13 protein-coding genes and 4 pseudogenes are annotated in these 17,201 nt (G+C 51.7%); 3 read left to right on the top strand and 14 right to left on the bottom strand.

Features of this window, described 5'->3' with window-relative positions; genetic code table 11:
• Window positions 1-331: 331 nt before the first annotated feature.
• The 6 genes and pseudogenes from L6D75_RS01910 to L6D75_RS01885 all read right to left on the bottom strand — a co-directional run bounded on the left by L6D75_RS01910 (window position 332) and on the right by L6D75_RS01885 (window position 7,966).
• Window positions 332-1,702, bottom strand: a complete 1,371-nt coding sequence (locus L6D75_RS01910; RefSeq protein ID WP_176511251.1) for a hypothetical protein — start codon at window positions 1,700-1,702, stop codon at window positions 332-334.
• A gap of 246 nt (window positions 1,703-1,948) precedes the next feature.
• Window positions 1,949-2,803: pseudogene (locus L6D75_RS01905) on the bottom strand (IS5 family transposase).
• A gap of 561 nt (window positions 2,804-3,364) precedes the next feature.
• Window positions 3,365-4,294: a hypothetical protein gene (locus L6D75_RS01900; RefSeq protein ID WP_176511250.1), complete on the bottom strand. Its 930-nt coding sequence runs from the start codon at window positions 4,292-4,294 to the stop codon at window positions 3,365-3,367.
• Window positions 4,278-5,108 carry an ATP-binding protein gene (locus L6D75_RS01895; protein ID WP_176511249.1) on the bottom strand — a complete coding sequence of 277 codons (831 nt, stop codon included), beginning with the start codon at window positions 5,106-5,108 and terminating at the stop codon, window positions 4,278-4,280. The genes L6D75_RS01900 and L6D75_RS01895 overlap by 17 nt, the downstream gene beginning before the upstream one ends.
• Window positions 5,109-5,122: 14 nt before the next feature.
• Window positions 5,123-6,028: a TniB family NTP-binding protein gene (locus L6D75_RS01890; protein ID WP_176511248.1), complete on the bottom strand. Its 906-nt coding sequence runs from the start codon at window positions 6,026-6,028 to the stop codon at window positions 5,123-5,125.
• Window positions 6,029-6,133: 105 nt separating this feature from the next.
• Window positions 6,134-7,966 carry a Mu transposase C-terminal domain-containing protein gene (locus L6D75_RS01885; RefSeq protein WP_176511247.1) on the bottom strand — a complete coding sequence of 611 codons (1,833 nt, stop codon included), beginning with the start codon at window positions 7,964-7,966 and terminating at the stop codon, window positions 6,134-6,136.
• A gap of 285 nt (window positions 7,967-8,251) precedes the next feature.
• Here L6D75_RS01885 and L6D75_RS01880 point away from each other — a divergent pair, with 285 nt between their 5' ends.
• On the top strand, window positions 8,252-9,040 hold the full coding sequence (locus tag L6D75_RS01880; protein ID WP_176511246.1) for a hypothetical protein: 789 nt from the start codon (window positions 8,252-8,254) through the stop codon (window positions 9,038-9,040).
• Here L6D75_RS01880 and L6D75_RS01875 read toward each other — a convergent pair.
• From L6D75_RS01875 to L6D75_RS01860, 4 genes are all read right to left on the bottom strand, one after another.
• On the bottom strand, window positions 9,030-9,446 hold the full coding sequence (locus tag L6D75_RS01875; RefSeq protein WP_176511245.1) for a DNA-binding protein: 417 nt from the start codon (window positions 9,444-9,446) through the stop codon (window positions 9,030-9,032). The genes L6D75_RS01880 and L6D75_RS01875 overlap by 11 nt on opposite strands.
• Window positions 9,447-9,813: 367 nt before the next feature.
• The gene (locus tag L6D75_RS01870) at window positions 9,814-10,311 is read right to left on the bottom strand and encodes an antitoxin Xre/MbcA/ParS toxin-binding domain-containing protein (RefSeq protein ID WP_236193370.1); all 498 of its coding nucleotides are present in this window, start codon (window positions 10,309-10,311) and stop codon (window positions 9,814-9,816) included.
• Window positions 10,312-10,909: 598 nt separating this feature from the next.
• A complete protein-coding gene (locus L6D75_RS01865) occupies window positions 10,910-11,785 on the bottom strand; it encodes a TIR domain-containing protein (protein ID WP_176511244.1) in 876 nt (291 codons plus the stop codon).
• 208 nt (window positions 11,786-11,993) lie between these two features.
• Window positions 11,994-13,097 carry a tyrosine-type recombinase/integrase gene (locus L6D75_RS01860; protein WP_371871920.1) on the bottom strand — a complete coding sequence of 368 codons (1,104 nt, stop codon included), beginning with the start codon at window positions 13,095-13,097 and terminating at the stop codon, window positions 11,994-11,996.
• Between the two features lie 235 nt (window positions 13,098-13,332).
• Here L6D75_RS01860 and L6D75_RS27400 point away from each other — a divergent pair.
• Window positions 13,333-13,763 (top strand): annotated as a pseudogene (locus tag L6D75_RS27400) (hypothetical protein); the annotation flags it as partial.
• An 11-nt stretch (window positions 13,764-13,774) separates the two neighbouring features.
• Here the strand turns inward: L6D75_RS27400 and mobH are convergent.
• The 4 genes and pseudogenes from mobH to L6D75_RS01835 form a co-directional block, all read right to left on the bottom strand.
• Window positions 13,775-14,477, bottom strand: a pseudogene (gene mobH, locus L6D75_RS01850) (MobH family relaxase); the annotation flags it as partial.
• A 102-nt stretch (window positions 14,478-14,579) separates the two neighbouring features.
• Window positions 14,580-14,651 (bottom strand): annotated as a pseudogene (locus tag L6D75_RS27680) (hypothetical protein); the annotation flags it as partial.
• Window positions 14,652-15,039: 388 nt separating this feature from the next.
• Window positions 15,040-15,273 carry a biotin/lipoyl-binding protein gene (locus tag L6D75_RS01840; protein ID WP_236193369.1) on the bottom strand — a complete coding sequence of 78 codons (234 nt, stop codon included), beginning with the start codon at window positions 15,271-15,273 and terminating at the stop codon, window positions 15,040-15,042.
• A 212-nt stretch (window positions 15,274-15,485) separates the two neighbouring features.
• Entirely contained in the window at window positions 15,486-15,962 is a 477-nt protein-coding gene (locus tag L6D75_RS01835; protein ID WP_176511242.1) for a MarR family winged helix-turn-helix transcriptional regulator, read from the bottom strand.
• A gap of 297 nt (window positions 15,963-16,259) precedes the next feature.
• Between L6D75_RS01835 and L6D75_RS01830 the strand changes: the two genes are divergently transcribed.
• The gene (locus L6D75_RS01830; protein WP_176511241.1) at window positions 16,260-17,201 is read left to right on the top strand and encodes a Rieske 2Fe-2S domain-containing protein; all 942 of its coding nucleotides are present in this window, start codon (window positions 16,260-16,262) and stop codon (window positions 17,199-17,201) included.

Genomic DNA, 17,201 nt, shown 5'->3' with positions numbered 1-17,201 from the left:
TCCTTCACCACGGACTTACAACGTTCATCGGTTCAAGTAAAATAACTCAGAGAATGCCATGGTGTAGAGCTACGCTAACAGCATTAACCACATCACATGGATGAGTACAGATATGGCACAATCTAACAATCCACCCGTCGAGCGTGTCGAGATCGACCACACCCCGATCGACGCCTTTTTTCGATCAAATGATGATAATTCCCCACATCGACCAATTCTGCCCGAAGACTTAAGCCTCGATCCTAACCTTAACGATTCGGATGATGATCCCGACTAATGTCGAAAATTGGATGGTGCGTTACACCCGCACGGGGAATATCACCGAGGCCATCTAGGTAATTTTCGGCTTCTTACCTGCGAGTTCCAGATCTGCGCGCGCCGAACGACGTACCTGGCTGAACGTCAACTGGGCGAGTTTAGCCGCAGTTTGTGATGCATCTGGCAGCATCTCATCGTTCCTAGCGGCATTCGCAATAGCCGCCCGATGCCGTCGAATCACGTCATGGGCAGTGCCGGCAGTGATGCCATTCGACTTCCGATTTTCTTGCAGCGTGCAAACATCAGGAAGCGCATCTTTGGTCGTCAGTCCTCGAGATTCGACGTAGTCGTTCAAAAACGGAATGAATTGAGGGCAAATAGGGCGCTCTGTTTCCAGAGGCGCTCCTGGGTTGTCAATGAATACCCAATGGCTACAGCCAGGCGGATCACCAAGCTTGGCCGACCGTGTATAAGTCATAAATTGGCTTAGCAAACCTGCATACTGACCGTCCCGGCATAATCTAGCCAGTGGAATAGTCGTAAATCTCGCCACAGCTAACATGAATCGGCACATCTCGTATTCGGGGCTGGTATGGCGCCAGTACTCGAGGTGTGCGAAAAGCCATTCCATTTCCTTATGCGAAAGATTTGCAGCGGCCAGCCCCTTATCTGCCGGGGTTTCCGGAGTCTTAGCCATGACCGGAGCCGGCTGCTTCCGAACGCGGATACGCCACAAATAATTGAGAAAATGAAAGGTGATACCGTGTACCTTGCGCATGACTGTGCTGACGATCGGAGCCTCAGGGACGGGTCGATAGCATGGGCGCCATGCCGGGTTAATGGGCTGCTTTGTGAGAATCGGATGGCCTCTGAACAGGAAGCGACATCCAGCCGTACTCTGACTGATCCAATTGTCGTCAGGCTGCTTTATGAAGTGCAAAAATCGCGTAAGGGTCTCGTTATCCCATTCCGTCATGGGCCGCCGATCAATCAGAAAACTCCAGTTCAGCGCCATCTGTAGCACAGACGTGTAGTCCAAGTATCGACTATCCCAAGGTGTTGGCTTGGTCTGCATTGACTCAATGATGAAGTCCGCGGCGTGACGACACATTTCGACTGGCTGGCAGGATGGGTCGACATCGGATAACCGTCGCTGTACGTGGACATTTGCCGGGAAATCCATGCCTTCGTTTAAGCAGCGGACGAACGTCGACATCGTTGGGAAAATTGGGAACGGGTTTGACGTCCAGTTCATGAGAAATGCACGGTTTTGTGAGTTCAGGATAAGTGTAGCCGGGGCAGCTTCACGGATGTGGTTGGTCGCTTGTCGGATGCTGACGATGCGCCGATAGGAGGATGTTTGACAACCCAGTAGAAAGAGTACGATTGAACGACTGGAGGTTCGGAGGGTTAAAACTTCTGCGCAAAGAGCGTCCAGAATCAAGAAACGATCCAGATGGACACGGAATCGGGAAGGTGGGGGCAAGGTTTGAATTTCCTACGGTTCGAGCGTCCAGATTTAGAAAATTTCCGTCCGTGTGACCATCAGAGAAAAAGTGGAAATCCTCAAGCTGTTGATTTTAAATGCTTTTCCACCGATTAACTGTTAAAGAGTGGAAAATTTTTCTTTGAATCGTGGGAAATTCCACTCATTAACGGTTATTGATGCCTCGGTCTTCACCACTTGCGCCTAGGCTCTGTACGAAAAGAGATGTCGCAAACACCGCATGGAACAAGCCAGTGAGACCATGGCGGCATAGCTTTTCGCGAGCTTGTCGAAGCGTGTCACGATGCTGCGGTTCCCTTTCAGCCAGCCAAACATCCGCTCGATGATGTTGCGCTGTCGGTATTTGGGCCGATCAAACAGTCTGGGTAAGCCAGGCTTGGGTTTGCGCTTCATCGGGCGCATCGGGGTGACGTGCTGCACTCGATATTGGTCGCAGTAGCGGCGTAGCGCTTCGGCGTCGTAGTCCTTGTCAGCAAGCAACCATTTGCAGCGTTTACGCGGGCGGCCAGGTTGGCTTGATGGAATGGACGTCGTCCAACAATGGCTGGGCATAGCTGATGTCACTGGCTTGACCGCCAGAAAGGAGGAAGCGCAACGGTGTCCCGATTGCATCGCAAAGCATGTGGATTTTGGTTGCCAGGCCACCGCGACTGCGACCTAGAGTGTGATCGGCAAGCTCGTCAGGCCCCCTTTTTTCCGAGCGCCAGATGAGGCTCGGGTTGCGCGTACGGCGGTTGAGTCGATCATCCAGGTTTGCAGATCGATCAAGCCTTGCTCATTCAATCTCAGGTGCAAGCGTTTGAACATCTGATCGAACGTCTTCTGATTTCGCCAGCCGCGAAACCGTTGATACACCCTTGACCATGGGCCAAAGCGCTCCGGCATATCTCGCCACGCAGCACCCGAGCAGAGCACCCATAGCAGGCCATCGAGCATCAGACGATCGCTCAGGTGCGGTCGCCCTCGACCATGAATTTCGATGAAGAGATCGGAGACCTCATCCCTGGCCTCGTCCGAGAGCTCGTAACGCTTTGCCATCACAGAATTCCTTTCCGTCGATGGCGGGTAACTCTACAAAATCTCAGCGTTCAAGAGGCGGTGATTGGGTCGGGATTTCGCACAGAGCCTAGTGTTGGGATGTCGGAAACTGACATTTTTTTATTGTGCTGTCTAAGAATGCTTAATGCAAACCTTTCTAAATGAATGGGCTTTAAGTTGCGATCTAGCAGTAACCGTAGATAGTAAAGTGGTAATCGCTGTAAAGATTCGCTCAAGTCCAAGTCCTCAATCGATGAAATTGGTTTTCGTTGTATGTTTTTGATTGGGGTTGCTGTGATCCCACAGTATGAAAACCAGTGGAAAGTTAATGAGTTGGCTGATATAGAGGGGTTGCGGGTTATCGAGAAGTCGCTGCGCAGACAAAGTTTTATTTTGTATGCTAAGTCGTGAATGGTTTCGCGTCGTGTGATGCCGGCAGCTATTATTATTCCCAGGTACACATCACTGCAAATTATTATTTGCGGGGTGAATGTGGCCATTTTGAATTGGTCGTAGACCGGGAAGCCTAGGTCTAAACAATTGATTCGAATATGTGTAAGCCTAACATTTGTCATGATGAAACCCTCGAAGAAAACTCTGGTAAGCAACACAATTCAGTATTTCGGAATAACTGTACAATCTTGTTGTGACGGCTGGATTAACCTCGCTCATTACCAATCTACTCAAGCTACCGATTGATTCGGGTGTAATAGGATAGTGGTAGCCGAAGCCGGTAATTCGGGCGGCAATAGGAGCGATTGATATTTGCGAAGCGTCTGAAGTGATAGCGTGAAACATAATAATTGCACACGCGCGCTCCAGCGCGTTGCTAATCACCGCACCGGTTTGAAAGCTGGACTGCCAACTGAAAGGCTGCCATTGGCTATTACGGGGTCTCGGGGCACTCATATAAAAAGACGCGATGCCTCCGGAGTCGGACTGTGCATGAAGGAATAACTCAAGTAGAAACCTGAAAGCACTGAATCGCTTCTGGGCGGCAGCGGGACATTCAAAATGCATTGTTTCAATCAAGTCTTCATATGTTTTGATAGCGGCGCAAGCAATCATCTGAAGTACATTTTCTGGTAGGGTAGTGCGCAGCGAGCTGGGCTTCAGTACTAGGAAATTCATTAAGTCGCTGTTTCTGGGCGGGAAAGAATCCAGCAATTTATTATGTGATTGACAAAAGGGCTGAGCTACTTGACGCCAGGCTTTCTTAAACCTCAAAGCGTGATGTTCCTTCAACGATGACGCCAAGCACTGCATGCAAACAAAATCAGAAACGGTGTGAGGAATTATCCAGCAGTCATGAGGCTTAACCCTGTCGTAAACAGCCGCAGAGCCTGATTGAGTGTAAGTGTGATCGAAATCGGGATCGCCTTCGAGTGTGAAATCTTTGATTTCATCGTCGAAGGTGTGAACCACCGGGGCCTTAAAGACATCCCTCATTACCAATGAAGAAAAAGATTCATCGTCACATAGCGATTTCATAGAAGATCCTGGCATTGTCTTCAATCAATTCCTTTAGTTTTTTTGTGGCAAAAACTATTGTCATATCTGACTGATGATTTAGCATTAGATTTATAACGAGCTGCCGCAAGTGGCGGATCAAGTTTCCAGTGTTGCCATGGGAATGTTGATAGAGCTGGCTCTGGAATTTTTGCAGTTCCATTTTCAGACCATATTTCGTCAGTGCTAGATCGCAAAGTTGATTGAGGTAAAGGTCGAATGAGGGGCCTAGTGACCACTCATCTATATAGATTGATCTGTAGTTCGGGACGCCAGATAACCATGTAGGTGTAAGGCGACCTGGATTTCCGAAAATTATCGATGTTTTCGGTATTGCATTTGCCATGTTAGTCCACTGGGCTAAATGCTTGGATATATCTTTTTTTTCAATAACTCCATTAAGAAAATCATCTAAAATAATAACCTCAGGTTCAGCCATAGCCAAAAGCTTGGTGATGTAATGAGGCAAATCGTATGATGAGCCGAGTCGCGCACTGTCGGCCGGTCTGAAGCCATAATGGTGGAGCAGCATTTGATACGGTGAGTAGAAGGCAAGATCTTGACGTTGCAATAGTACAACACCTGTGCTCGTTAATTCGAGTTGGTGAGCTGTTCGAGACATTACCGTCGAAATTCCGCTTCCAGAATTGCCGCACACTAAAACAGGCATGCGTTGGCGGCGCTTACTCTGAGACTTATGATGCAACTGGATTTCGTCTATGCACTGCATTACCTGCGGGGTTAAAAGCTGCACGTCGTCATGGATGGACTGCGTCAGCAAGCTGATTTCATTCATAAGCTTCCCCGAGCTCAGTGGGATTTCATTAGCGAGACTCCATAGTGTGGAGCAAGCCGGTGCACATGTTCTATGATTTCTGCGCTAATTTGTTCTTCTCCAGTACGTATTGCTTCCGCAGCCGCAACCTGAATAATTTTCGCAACATTGTCCATAATTCCTGAGGATGTTTTTAGTATCATTCGCGCAATTACCTCATCCCATATTCGTGATTGATTTTTTAGCGGTAAAGTGCGTTCATAAGCAAGAAGGAAGGACCGGAAGTTTTCGTCGAGCTCCCATTTTGCTAGAGGCCACTGTAGGTAACGCCTTTCCAGTTGGGCGTCGAGTCGGAGTGCTTCGCTGGCTTTTTCTGTACCAGACGCAATCACGCTCAGATTGAATTGCTCTCCAGAAAGATTTTTAAGTAGCGATAAATTTGCGCGTTGCTGAAAAGGGGTCAGCGTGAGCGCGTCATGAATTTCGTCAATAACGATGCCTTTGATATTGTTATGAGCTACTGTGCGTGCGAACTCCTTCGAGGCATTAAAGCCACTAAATTTTTTGGTTAGGGGAATCCCGAACGCCTCAAGCAGGAGCTCGCGAAAGTTGTAATTTTCTGGCGTCTGCCGCATACTCATGAAAACAAGTTTATTGGTTTGCTCAACGTTTCTTTCCTTGATTTTCCTGATCAGGCTGGTTTTGCCATATCCGCCTTCACCCCATATTAGCATGCAGGGTGCTTGCACTTTGTTTTTTGACTGAAGCATGTAGTCTATTGATTTAAGAATCGAGTCTGCGATTGGGTAGTCGAGAAATACATCTTCTAAACAGATCGCCATTCGCTGCTCAGGTTCAAGTAGCAGCAAAGGCCTGCGCGACTCCCTTACATGTGCATCTGAATAACTGTTGCTAGCTTGATTTGCGAATGTTTCAGTCATATCGAATTCCCTGTTGATTGAATCTATGAGCACGCGATGGGTCGCTAACAACAAAGACAATCTAAAGTTAGAAGCCGCACGTGTATTTTGCACTGATCGAGTTGATCAGTCTGTCAAGTCGTAAAGCGTTGGCGGCAATGAGAAGTTTACGTTGCGCTGAGCAGAGTCTTGCGGATTTTCGATCGAGTCAGGAAAATGAGATTTAGGCAAACCGGATTTTATTGCGCGGTTGTGCTGACGCCTAGCTTCATCTGCATTGTTCATCGCGCTGGCAGCCCGAGTGCGCTTCCGGCTAATTTTAACAAGGTCATTATTTTTCAAGACCTGACGAAGAGCATCCGGATCAGTGATTGTGCCAGGCGGAGCAGACTTGTTAAATTTACGGTTGCATCGATAGCTTTCATAGTTTATGAAATCATGCTCGCCGGTTATTTTGGGTACTTGGACATAGTTATCGCCGACTTTAGCCCAAATCTGTTCTAGGTTGTAGGGATCGAACTTGATAGTGATTTTTCCCCGACCTTGAACTTTGTTGATACCCTGCGAATGGTATCTATTGCCATTAACTTGGATGCCGCTATTATGCACCGGCCTCTGTAGCTCCGGCATAAAGTCGATAAAAAACTGCTGAGGGTTAGTAATCAGCTGTGGAGTTGCTCCTTTAGAGTTGAAATACCCATTCCAGGCGTCTTTAGGTGATTTCTTTAACGCTGAGTGCACCGTTCCATGATAGATCATTACCTGGCCAGCGAACCACGTGACAAACTCGCTGAAGGTCAGCGACGATAGTTTTTCGCTGTTATAATCGCCGCGATGTTGAGGATTAGAATATGTTGTACCAGGGAGGAAATGTACTGCAGTAGTCATGAACGTACCGATCAAGCGTTCGATGTGTCCTCCCATATGCTTTTTATACGGCTTCCTGTACTCTGGTTTAACGTTGTACTTGCTCATGGCTGCACGCAATGTCAGACATCTGAATTCTTTGGCGTTGTCCATGAGAACTATTTGGGGGAGCCCGTAATAAGGATACTCTACATAATCCAGATCGCTAACAAAGTAACCCATCTTTTTCGGAAGCGCGGCCATCCCTAAACTTTGCTGTACCGAAATTAGGGACGGAGGAAACATTGAGATGTAGTAGCCGAGAATAACACGGCTATATATGTCAATGATTAGCGTTACCCACGGGCGGCCGACAATTATGCTTCTGTCGTGCTCAGCACGCAAAAGTAGATCCACCATTGTGTGATCTGTTTGAGCGATACTTAGTGGGGCACTTGCTTCAACGACTCCAGGCCTTGGCTCATATTTTTGGCGTGCTGCATCTTGTCCATTTTTTTTGAGCTCTCTTTCTTTTGGATCGTGCATCTTGATTAATCGGGTAACGGTCCCAAGACTTGGGCATTGCAGCCCTTCCTTGAAGCACTGCGCCTGAACCTGTCTCCAAACTGCTGAATAACTTGCTGCTGGCCCGTTGTAGTATTTATCAAAGCATTCGTCCACGATGCTGGATATATGCTTGCTGATTCGGGTAGAGCCAATTTTCGGTCCAGCGGTTTGGCGTACTATGCTAGATGGACCAAAGTCTTCGCTGTAGTTTTTGTTGAGTTTGTAAAATTGGCTTTTCTTTATACCGAGCAACTCGCCGCTTTGTTTAACGTTTAATTCGCCTCTCCTATACTTCATGATCACTTCTGCTCGCTCAGCAGCTTGCACTAAGGACTGTGCTGTAGCAGGATCTGTCGGGTCTAGTCGGAAGATCTCGGATTGTTTAGAGGATTTCGGAATCGCTCTGATATCACCTACATTCACTGTATATAACAAACCCGACTCGTGCTCTCTCACCTTCAGGTTTTCAGAGCCGATGAGTTCGGTAATAACAGCAATCACGCCGTTTACGATTACGTACTCACCAATTTCCAGAATCTGGTCCATTGCTCAATTCTCTTATCTCTCCACCTGGCAAGCTCCGCAGATCCGCATTGGGTCACGAACAGCGGTACACTGAAGCCGATGTGTACCATTCTAGGGGGGCAGGAATTGAGCAGTCACGAGGCAAAAAATCTGAATTTACGAACAAAAAAAACGATAGAAATCAATGGTATATAAGATTTTGTATGCCGCGCATTGAGAATCGGTGCGAACCGTAGGGTCCCGATTTAGGAGTACGATGTGGCACGACCACGTAAGCAGCCCGTTGATTACCTGAGGGTGAAAGCGATGGCCATGACCATTGCAGACGAGGCGAGGATTGCTCGCACTGGCTACGCAATGGCGAGGTGGTTTGAGCAAATCCATGGTATGGAATCAGGGACTCTAGATCCAAAACCATGGAGATTGTTTTTGAAAGGGCATCAGCCTCAACACAGCACATTCAACCAATTACTGCTTGTATGCCCTCAAGCATCTGATGTGTATCACCATCCACTGTGGAAACTTCTAAAGGAAGACTGCGACTACCCGACACGAATTGATGTGCTCAATCGCTACGGAGCGGCATCTCGGTCGAGTGGCTATTACTCGCTTAAGGAACTGCAAAAACATAAAAGCTTCGATAGGCTAGCGATAATTATTGCTAGCACTTGTACTGCGATTGACTTACAAGGTGGGCAAGTTTATCAGGATTTTTTAGATGTGTTTGCTCAACTACTGATTGAGCGAAAGTGGACTATCCTGCAGGAGGAGTTCTCAAGCGTGGTGTTCGGCGCTGTAGGGGGAGCAGGGGGTGTTTTTTTTGATTCCGCATGCTATGAAGTGCGTGGGGTAATCAAATTTTGGGAGGCTGTTTATGAAGGGTATTACAGTCCCGGTGGGAGAGATTATTCAGATGTATGGCTAACGTGGCGTTGCGTCATTAGAGAAATGAACTGGCTAGAGCGAATAAATCTGGCAAAGTATTTAAGGGCGAGAGCGGAGGAAGGGAGCGCCGAGAATATCGATGGGGAGAAACAGCTAAAACGTATACAGAGAAAGGTGTACAGATGTTGCCCGCGAACCATTACAGTTTAATGGATGCGCGCAGTGCCTCTAACGCTTGCTTTTGAGATGTGCGTAAAGCTTCGTTATTGGATTGACATATGGCCAGTTCGGTTTTTAAATGCTGTATAGTTAAGCACAGCTTGTTGACTATCAGTCGGGCCTCTCCCAGTGATTCTATACTTTCAACGATTGCAGAAGGCTCGTCTAATGAAAGGCTGGCAGTTGCTAATGAGCCATCAGTACCTGCAGGTAGAATATTTGAAAAATTGGCAGATTCATTTTGCTCGCTAAGTGTTCGCACCATCCGTAAGATGGTCGTCTTAGATCCTTGATTTCCCAGTTCGGCTCTAATGGAATTGAGGGTTGGTTTCATCCCTTTGGTCTTTAAACGCTGAATTGCTCGTGCGACATCCATTTCGGTTATTTTGCTTTTCATCACTTGAAGCTCCGAAGCCTGCGACCCAAAATATTATGCCCAAACGTCTTTTTTAAGTCAATGCCAGAAGATTTAATAAAGCTTCGTTACTTTATGAAGACGCAGTGCTTGTCAGTTACTCTAGCTAGTCACAAGTGCAAGTGCGGTTCGCTATAGTATTTCTTGATCAAAGCTTGCTCACATATTGATGTTAATGCAGGTGCTTTTTTTTGACTTCTTGTGGCGTCTTGCAGGGATCGCCCGAATTACTCATTTAAATGCTACGCATAATGCAACTTGTGCTGGCATTACACAGTTAGCACTCGGGATGTCTCATTAGAATATTTGCTTGGGCAGTACGCGAGATAGGATGTTTATGTCCAAAATGCTATTGGTAAACCCCGAACTTTACGCGCTGTAGATATGTTTCGATCAAGCGGTATGCATAGGGATTATGTATCACATCAAGTGGCACATCGCCGCCTAGGAAGCGGCACGGTAATCTCATCCATCGTTCAGCGAGTTCGCGCGTACCAAAAACATTAAGGGATAACTCAAAAATCTTGGCGTACATAAAGGCCACAGCACTCTGCTGGGAATTCAGACGTACTGGGAGACGTCCTGCGCGGAGCTTGGCAGAAGTAGGCTTGCCTAATATTCGGCGCAATGTTGAGCCGCACGAGCGTGGTGTAACGTCCAACAACATCTGTTGAACATCCAACAATGTGAATCCGGCGTTAATATGGTGATAAATCAGCACGGGGCTAAGTTCACCAATATTGGCATGGATCAAATATTCCGTTGCCCTGCGTGTGCCACTTTCACGAATCGGAACCATTGAATGTACTCCATTGGCATTCCACCAGCGTTTTGCGCTGTCGCTCAAGGGTACATCTTACACGTGGCCCTGAGGGTTGCCACCTGTTGACCATTGCCAACGTATGAAGACCGAGTCTGACGTTGCCGATACGCGTGATCGCCGGCGGATCGATCAGCATTTTGAGCGTCGTCTGCCGCCTGACGCTTTGCCACGTTACTTGAGGACCGCAACTGGCTAGTGCATAGCTCCAACGCAGATGGCAAAATGACGTCACCACCTACCTTGCTCTGCACAAAAAGCTGGAATTCATCTCGGGGGAGGCCGGGCGGTTATTAAAGAAATTTCGGCGTTCTCGAAAAAACTCGTGCGGCGTCGCGGTGTGTCGCTAGAAGCCCTGGAGGCCAAAATCGCTGAAAGCCTCAAAGAACGGCAGAGCTAGTTGAGGGTGACCGGGGGCAGAGCACACCTGGGCCGAAGACTGAGCTTGTGAGCGCCCGATCGGTGGAAATGCTGGCGGATACGAAAAAGCCCGCTTTTAGGGCGGGCTTTCAGGCGTCTCCAAGGGGAGGCGATTTGCCAACAAAGTCTCGGAGCCAATCTTCGTAGACTACACCCCATCGCAACCTTTGTCAGCTCGGTTGAGGGCAGGGCTTCAGACTTCTGCCTAGCTGCGCATTACTTTATTCCAATCAATTTCGTAGCCGGCGTCCTGTAGCTCCCGGCTCAAGGCTTGCTTCCAACCCTCGTCGCTCATCGAAGTCCAGACTACGCCTGCGAAGTCGCTGGGTATTTCCACCTGGTCACGCTTGAGTGCACAGACCCTGTCACGCCCCAGGTAGCCCAGGAAATAACCAAGTTCCAACAGGACGTTCTGTCTGGCGCGCGGCTCTAATTCTCCGCCCTTTACGCAGCCTTGGTCGTCAGGCGTGAGCAGCACCACCGCAAATCCTACGTCTCGGTGTCCTTCAATCTTCTCGATTACGGTCCGACCGCGATTGGCCTGTTCATGGAGAATGATGGGCTCGAGTCCAAGCTTTTCAAGGAATCGAGCCACCGACTCACGAGCTCCCTCGTCATGGCCGTGGACAACAAATACGCGATCTGAATGGACAACCTTATTCTCACGGCCCGAGGCGCTTTGCGTATCCTCCGCTGCTGGGAGATCAGCCAAATCCTCCTTCAAGCTTTTCTGTGCCTGTTCAAGCAGCGCGATGGAGTTCAGCACCCTGCGTTGAATTGGTCCGTGATAGTCGACCGTCTGCCCGGTGGTGAAAACCATCGGGTAATACGTGAGGTCGGTGGCGGCCGCATAGGTGCGGTAGGTACTGGTGTCCTCGCCGAAACAGCGGGTCAGACTGTCCTTGATGGCAACCTCCATAGCCTTTAGCTCGGGTGTATTGCCATTCCGGACGGTACCGAGGTCAAAGGCGTGAAGCTCTGCAATTCTTTCGGATAACCGGGCAATACCACGGTCGATCTCTTGCGACGTCAGTTTTAACTTCGGCTGTGGAGGCACAACAGGGGAGGATTTTCGGGCCATGGTCTGCGCGTTCTTTGGTGGCGGTAGGCCATTATTACTGATTTGAGATGCCGCTTCATCCACTGCTACTTACTTCGGGCGATCGCTCCGGACTGGCTTTGCCGAGCTGCACCTTGATGCTTAGGAGGCGATGTCTAAAGCGGTTGGTGGCGTGGTGTGGGCTGCACACCGTATTTGTTCACGTATCTAGCGGGCGCTTCCCTGCGCGCTAGGAGGGATTCGCTGTAGGCTGAAGGTCACTTGGCGCGTTCTCGTTGGACGATTCCATCGTATGGAGTTGGCTGGCACGACTGCCCAGTAAGGACCCCGCCTGGAAATAGCCCATTACGGTGCTGACGCTACGGTGCTCGGTCATCGCCATTACCTCGCCGAGAGGCACCCCCTGGCGTCCTGCCTCGGTGACGAAGCCCGAACGCAGGCTGTGCGCTGCCCAGTCGCCGTCGAGGCCGGCCAGTGCCGCACGGCGTTTGACTATGCGCGCGACCTGGTCACCGGACAGACCAACAGTCGCGACCCGCCCCCCTTTGTACAAGCGGCGAAACAGAGGGCCGTTGCTGGCCGGTGCTACAGCGAGCCAGGCGTTAAGTGCCTGTGCCGCCGGTCCCTGCAGCGGCTTTTCCCGCCGCACGCCGCTACTGTCGGTTTTGGTCGTCCCGAGTGCATACAGCCAGGTGTCGGCGTCCAGACGGCGCAGGTCTCCGATCTGCAAACCCACGATTTCCGAGCGGCGCCGGCCACCTCCGCTCCAGGCCAGCAACAGCAGGGCGCGATCGCGCGTGCCGCGCACGCCGTCAGTGCAGGTGGCGAGCATCGCCTGCAGAGGCTCCAACACCACTGCGGTTTTCTTCCGCACGGATACGCCTTGGCGCGCCTGGGCCTTACGTGCCTCTCGAAGAAGCGTCTTCACCGCAGGAGCCTCACTTGGGTTATCCCAGTTTCGCAGGCGATGCCATTTAGCCAAAACTGCCAAGCGATGGCTAACTGTGTTGAATGACAGTGGCCCGGGCTTACCCTTGATCTTGGCTCCCACCAACGCGGTATCGACGGCCGGCGGCAGCAAGTGTGTCCAGTTACCAGCAGTATCGGGCCTGGCCAAGTGGTCGACGATGAATTGCACGGCGACCTCGGGTGGCAACGCGCCGTCGCCGAGCGAGCGGCGATAACGCAACCGCAACCACGCGGACCAGTAGGTGAGGGCGCTCTGGTAGCTACGCACGGTATTGGCCGCAGTGCCTGCCGCGATGAATGCCTCAGCAGCGGCGCGGGTGCTGTCGGCCAACTCTGCTAGCACCAGCGGCTGGGAGGAGGGCATCTGTACCGGCTCTGTCAATTTCATCTCGGCTCAAGGCTGCAATAGGTTCGGATAACCTGTGCTTATCAGACCTAATATAATCCTGTACAGATTACGAAGGTAGGGGTTAGCAGTTTGTAAGCTTCGGAGTTTTGATGGAGATGATCAGGCTGTACGAGCAGGGGTACCGGTTGAGATTAGGCCGTCTTCTCCACCACCCATTCCAGGCAAACACTGCCAGCAAGCCACGGCTTTTCAGCTGCTTCGGCACCTTCTGGCCAGACGGACCAACGCCTCAGGGATGATGTTGGCCCATGCTCAGCTATCCCGGGCGCTCGAGTGCGTTCACCACGAACCTCAGCGCAACTGGGCCGTGACGGAACTCGCCGATCGTTTCGGCATGTCGCTCGGGTGAGCTTTACTACGCACTATCGCGAGACGGTCGATATCACGCCGGCAGATCACCTGGCGAACTGGCGCATCAGCCTGACCCAGAAGCGCCTGCGCGTAGGCCGCACGGTCGCAACCATCCATTCGGGATTCGCATGTATATCACGCTCCGCACTCCCAGGTTGCAAGCAATTCAGGCTTCCGATACCCGCAATTTCATTACAACCAGATCAGCAAGAGTGCAAGTACAAGCACCTGTTGTTCAAGATCGACGAACTCATGCTGGATGCCACATGACCGGGGGGCTATACCCGGTCCGCTTGCAGCACCAGCTCTCCGAGGGTACCGGCGTGCTCGTATTGATTGGCCAGCAGAAACAGTAGGTGGCCCCACAGGATTGGATGGTTGCTGAGCCAGTCAAGTTGACGGGATGTCGAAACTTGCGTGTACAGCAGCCCCGTAGCGGCGCCGTGCAGCTTGTAGTCGCGGTCGGCCACGTAGCGAAAGCGGTAGGGCACGGTCCAAAGGGCCGTGCCAGGGGGGCCACACCTCGCCATTCTGATACTCCACCTGCAGGTCGACGGCAATCTTGCCAATGTCATGGAGCAGGGCGCCATAGGCAATCGCCGCGCTCCATGCGTCGGCCTGCGCGGCCTGGTCTTCCGGCGCGGCGCCGCTGGGAACCAGGGACGACTGGCGCAACTTAAGACTGCAGGCCACCAGTTCTAGGCCATGGTCCAGCATCCCGCCTGCATAGGCATGGTGGTGGCTTTCGCTGGCGGGGAGTTGCTGTACATAGTCGGCGTAGCGTCGGATCGGATCAAGGTAGAGCTGATCGAACTGAGACTCGGAGAGCGCTGTGTATTGCCAGATGCGCTCCAGCAGCTTTTTCCTGTGGTCGGCACAGAGCAGGGATTCAGAGGGCTGCGGGAGCAGGAAGCCCTCGGGCGTTGGAGCGAGCGTGGGCGCCGCAGCATTGCCTTTTTGATGTTTGAACCACCAGCGCTTCATCGCGTTGCCCGTCGTGTTCTGTGCTGGCAGCAGCGAGAAGCTGGCGCTGGAAGCCGGGCTGATGCTGTCGACGGTGCCATGCCAAATCACACCGGGGTAAGTGTCCACCTCGATGGTGACACCTTGGCCAACTTGGATGTTGGTCAGTTCAGTCTCCTTGGGTGAGGCGGTCACCCACAAGCGCTCACTGGAGACCTGGCTGAAACCTGATTGTGGAGGTTGCAGATAGGCACCCACTTGCAGCGAGTCAACGTTGGTCACGATGCCGTCGAATGGCGCCGTAATCACAGAGTTGTGCAGATTGCGCTTGGCTTCATCCAGTGCCGCTAACGCTTGAAGATAGGAAGGGTGTTGTTCGCGAGGCCGGTCCAGTCGTCCGCCCAATTGGGCCAGGGCGGCGGCAGCCTGGGCCTTGGTTACGGAAATCTGCTGGCGGATATTGTCGAGGTCACGATGAGCGTCGTCGTAGAGGGTCTTAGAGACTGCAGCTACGCTGACCAGTTTTTCCAGTCGTTGAAAATTGGTTTGGAAATACGGCAGTCGGGCTTGCGCCTGTGCGATCTCAGCAAGCGACTGGTTGTAGCTGGCTTTTAGATACAGGCCCTGGTTGCGCGTTTTCCAGTTGTGTCTGGGCGCTGGCCAAGGCGATCTCGAAGGGCTCGGGTTTAAGTCGGAATAACACCTGGCCCTTGCTCACAGCTTGATTATCACCCACTTCAATCGACGAAATGATTCCCGACACGTCGGTGGAAACACCCACTCGGTCCGCCTGGATGTAAGCATTGTCGATGCTCACCGTTTGACCTCCAAATACGTACCAGGCGGCACAGGTCACAACGGTAATGGGTGCGATTAGAAACAAGCCGGTACGCCAGCGTTGGCGACCCAGTTCAGGCGATAGTTGAGCGTGACGATTACGGGCTGTGGATTCAGGATGCCAGCGATGGTTTTTCCAAATGCTCGAGCGCTCGGGACTCGATATGTACGTCAGGACGCTGGAGTGTGGGCTCAGCCATGTTTCACCTCACGTGCACAACCTGGAAGTTCATCCGCCGGCTGGTGACAGGCGATCAGCAAGTGTTCACGCATGCGTTCGAGGTAGTGCAGCAATTGGTCGTGCTCCTGGGGGGAGAAATCAGCCAGGGTTTCGCGCCGGGTCTGCTCACCGAGGGTGCGCATGAGTTTCAGCAGCGGATGCGCGGCCGGGGTGAGATACAACAAACAGCAATGGCGATCCGTGGGGTGGTTGCGACGTTCGACCAAGCCGCGCTCCTGCATTTTGTCCAGCAACCGCACCAGGGTGACCGACTCGATTTCCAGCAGGTCGGCCAAGCCTTTCTGATGTAGGCCTTCATGGATGGACAGCTTGGCCAGCACTTGCCATTGCGATCGCGTGAGCTCAGCTGCGCGTGCCCATTGATCGAAGCGTTTGCGCATCAAGCGAGCGACGTCATGGAGGACAAAGCCAAGTGTGGATTGGGACATTGTTCCGTTCGCCTTGAGGTCTATGAGCTAACTCATGGTAGTCAGGCTTATGGGTGGTTTGCTAGCAGCTTCAAAAAAGATAATCATAAAATCAATAAGTGTTCATTTTACGCCAGAAAAAGACAGATTTTCAGTAGGATTCTTGATTTTTCGCTTTTTTTATCTGGTTTTTATCAATTTATTTTATGTGAACACAAAATAAAAAAATGTCTATTTATGTTTGATCTATCACCCTCGAAGCGCTACCGTTGACTGGGTTCAACGCATTCCCAATAACAACAAAAATGAGGCTGCTCGATGATGACCCTTGGCTGGTGGGCCATGGCGCTTTCCGAGGCCGTGAATGATCAAACGCCTTTGGCCGTCGACTTCGCTGGCGAGGAACTGGTCCTGTTCAGAAATGCCGCTGGCCAGGCTTTTGCGTTGGAAGACCGTTGCCCGCACCGGCGCGTGCCGCTGGCCCTGGGGCGAGTGGTGGGTTCCGGTTTGCAATGTGGCTATCACGGGTGGACCTTCGACGGCGCCACCGGCAGTTGCACGCAGATTCCCAACCTGCACGCGGATGAGCGTGTACCTGCCCGCTATGGTGCGCGTGCTTATGCGGTCAGCGAGGCGAATGGTTTTGTCCACGTGTGGATGGGCGAGGGTACACCGCAAGGTGAATTGCCCAGCAGCGACTATCAACCGAGCGGGCGCGAATTTACCGGCGCCACCGTCGTCAGCATGAACCATGACCAGTACCTGGCGGCGATGCTCGACGGTCCGCAGTGTTTGCTGGGGTTTTCCCATGTGCGCATGACTGACTTCTTCCTGGGTGATCTGCGCCATGAGCAGGGGCGCATGGTGTTGGAACGCGGCGCGGTGTGGAGCACTCAGTTTCTGCCATCGCAGTTTGTGGTGGATTACCCCTTGATTGTGCGCACTGCGGTGGCGTTACAGGGCGGCATGATTCGGGTGGATCTGCTCAGCGAGGACGAGTTGCCGCTGATCACTTTGATGATCTCAACGGGCGCAAATCGTCGTGGTACCACCAGCGTCTGTTGGCGTGGATACGTGCATCAACAGGTACCAGCCACAGCACCCTTGCGCTGGCGTCTGGCACTTCTGCGCAAACGGCCACCGTTGAGCGTGAATAGCCTGATTGACGGTGCGGCCATTGCGGCCTTGCTTGAAGCGCCGTCTCACGAGCTGCGCACCTTGCGCCAGCCGCATTTGATTCCCGTCAGCGCCGTCGTCTGA

Source organism: Pseudomonas faucium (genome assembly GCF_021602585.1).
Taxonomy (GTDB): Bacteria; Pseudomonadota; Gammaproteobacteria; order Pseudomonadales; family Pseudomonadaceae; genus Aquipseudomonas; species Aquipseudomonas faucium.
This window is presented reverse-complemented; position numbering and strand designations above follow the sequence as displayed.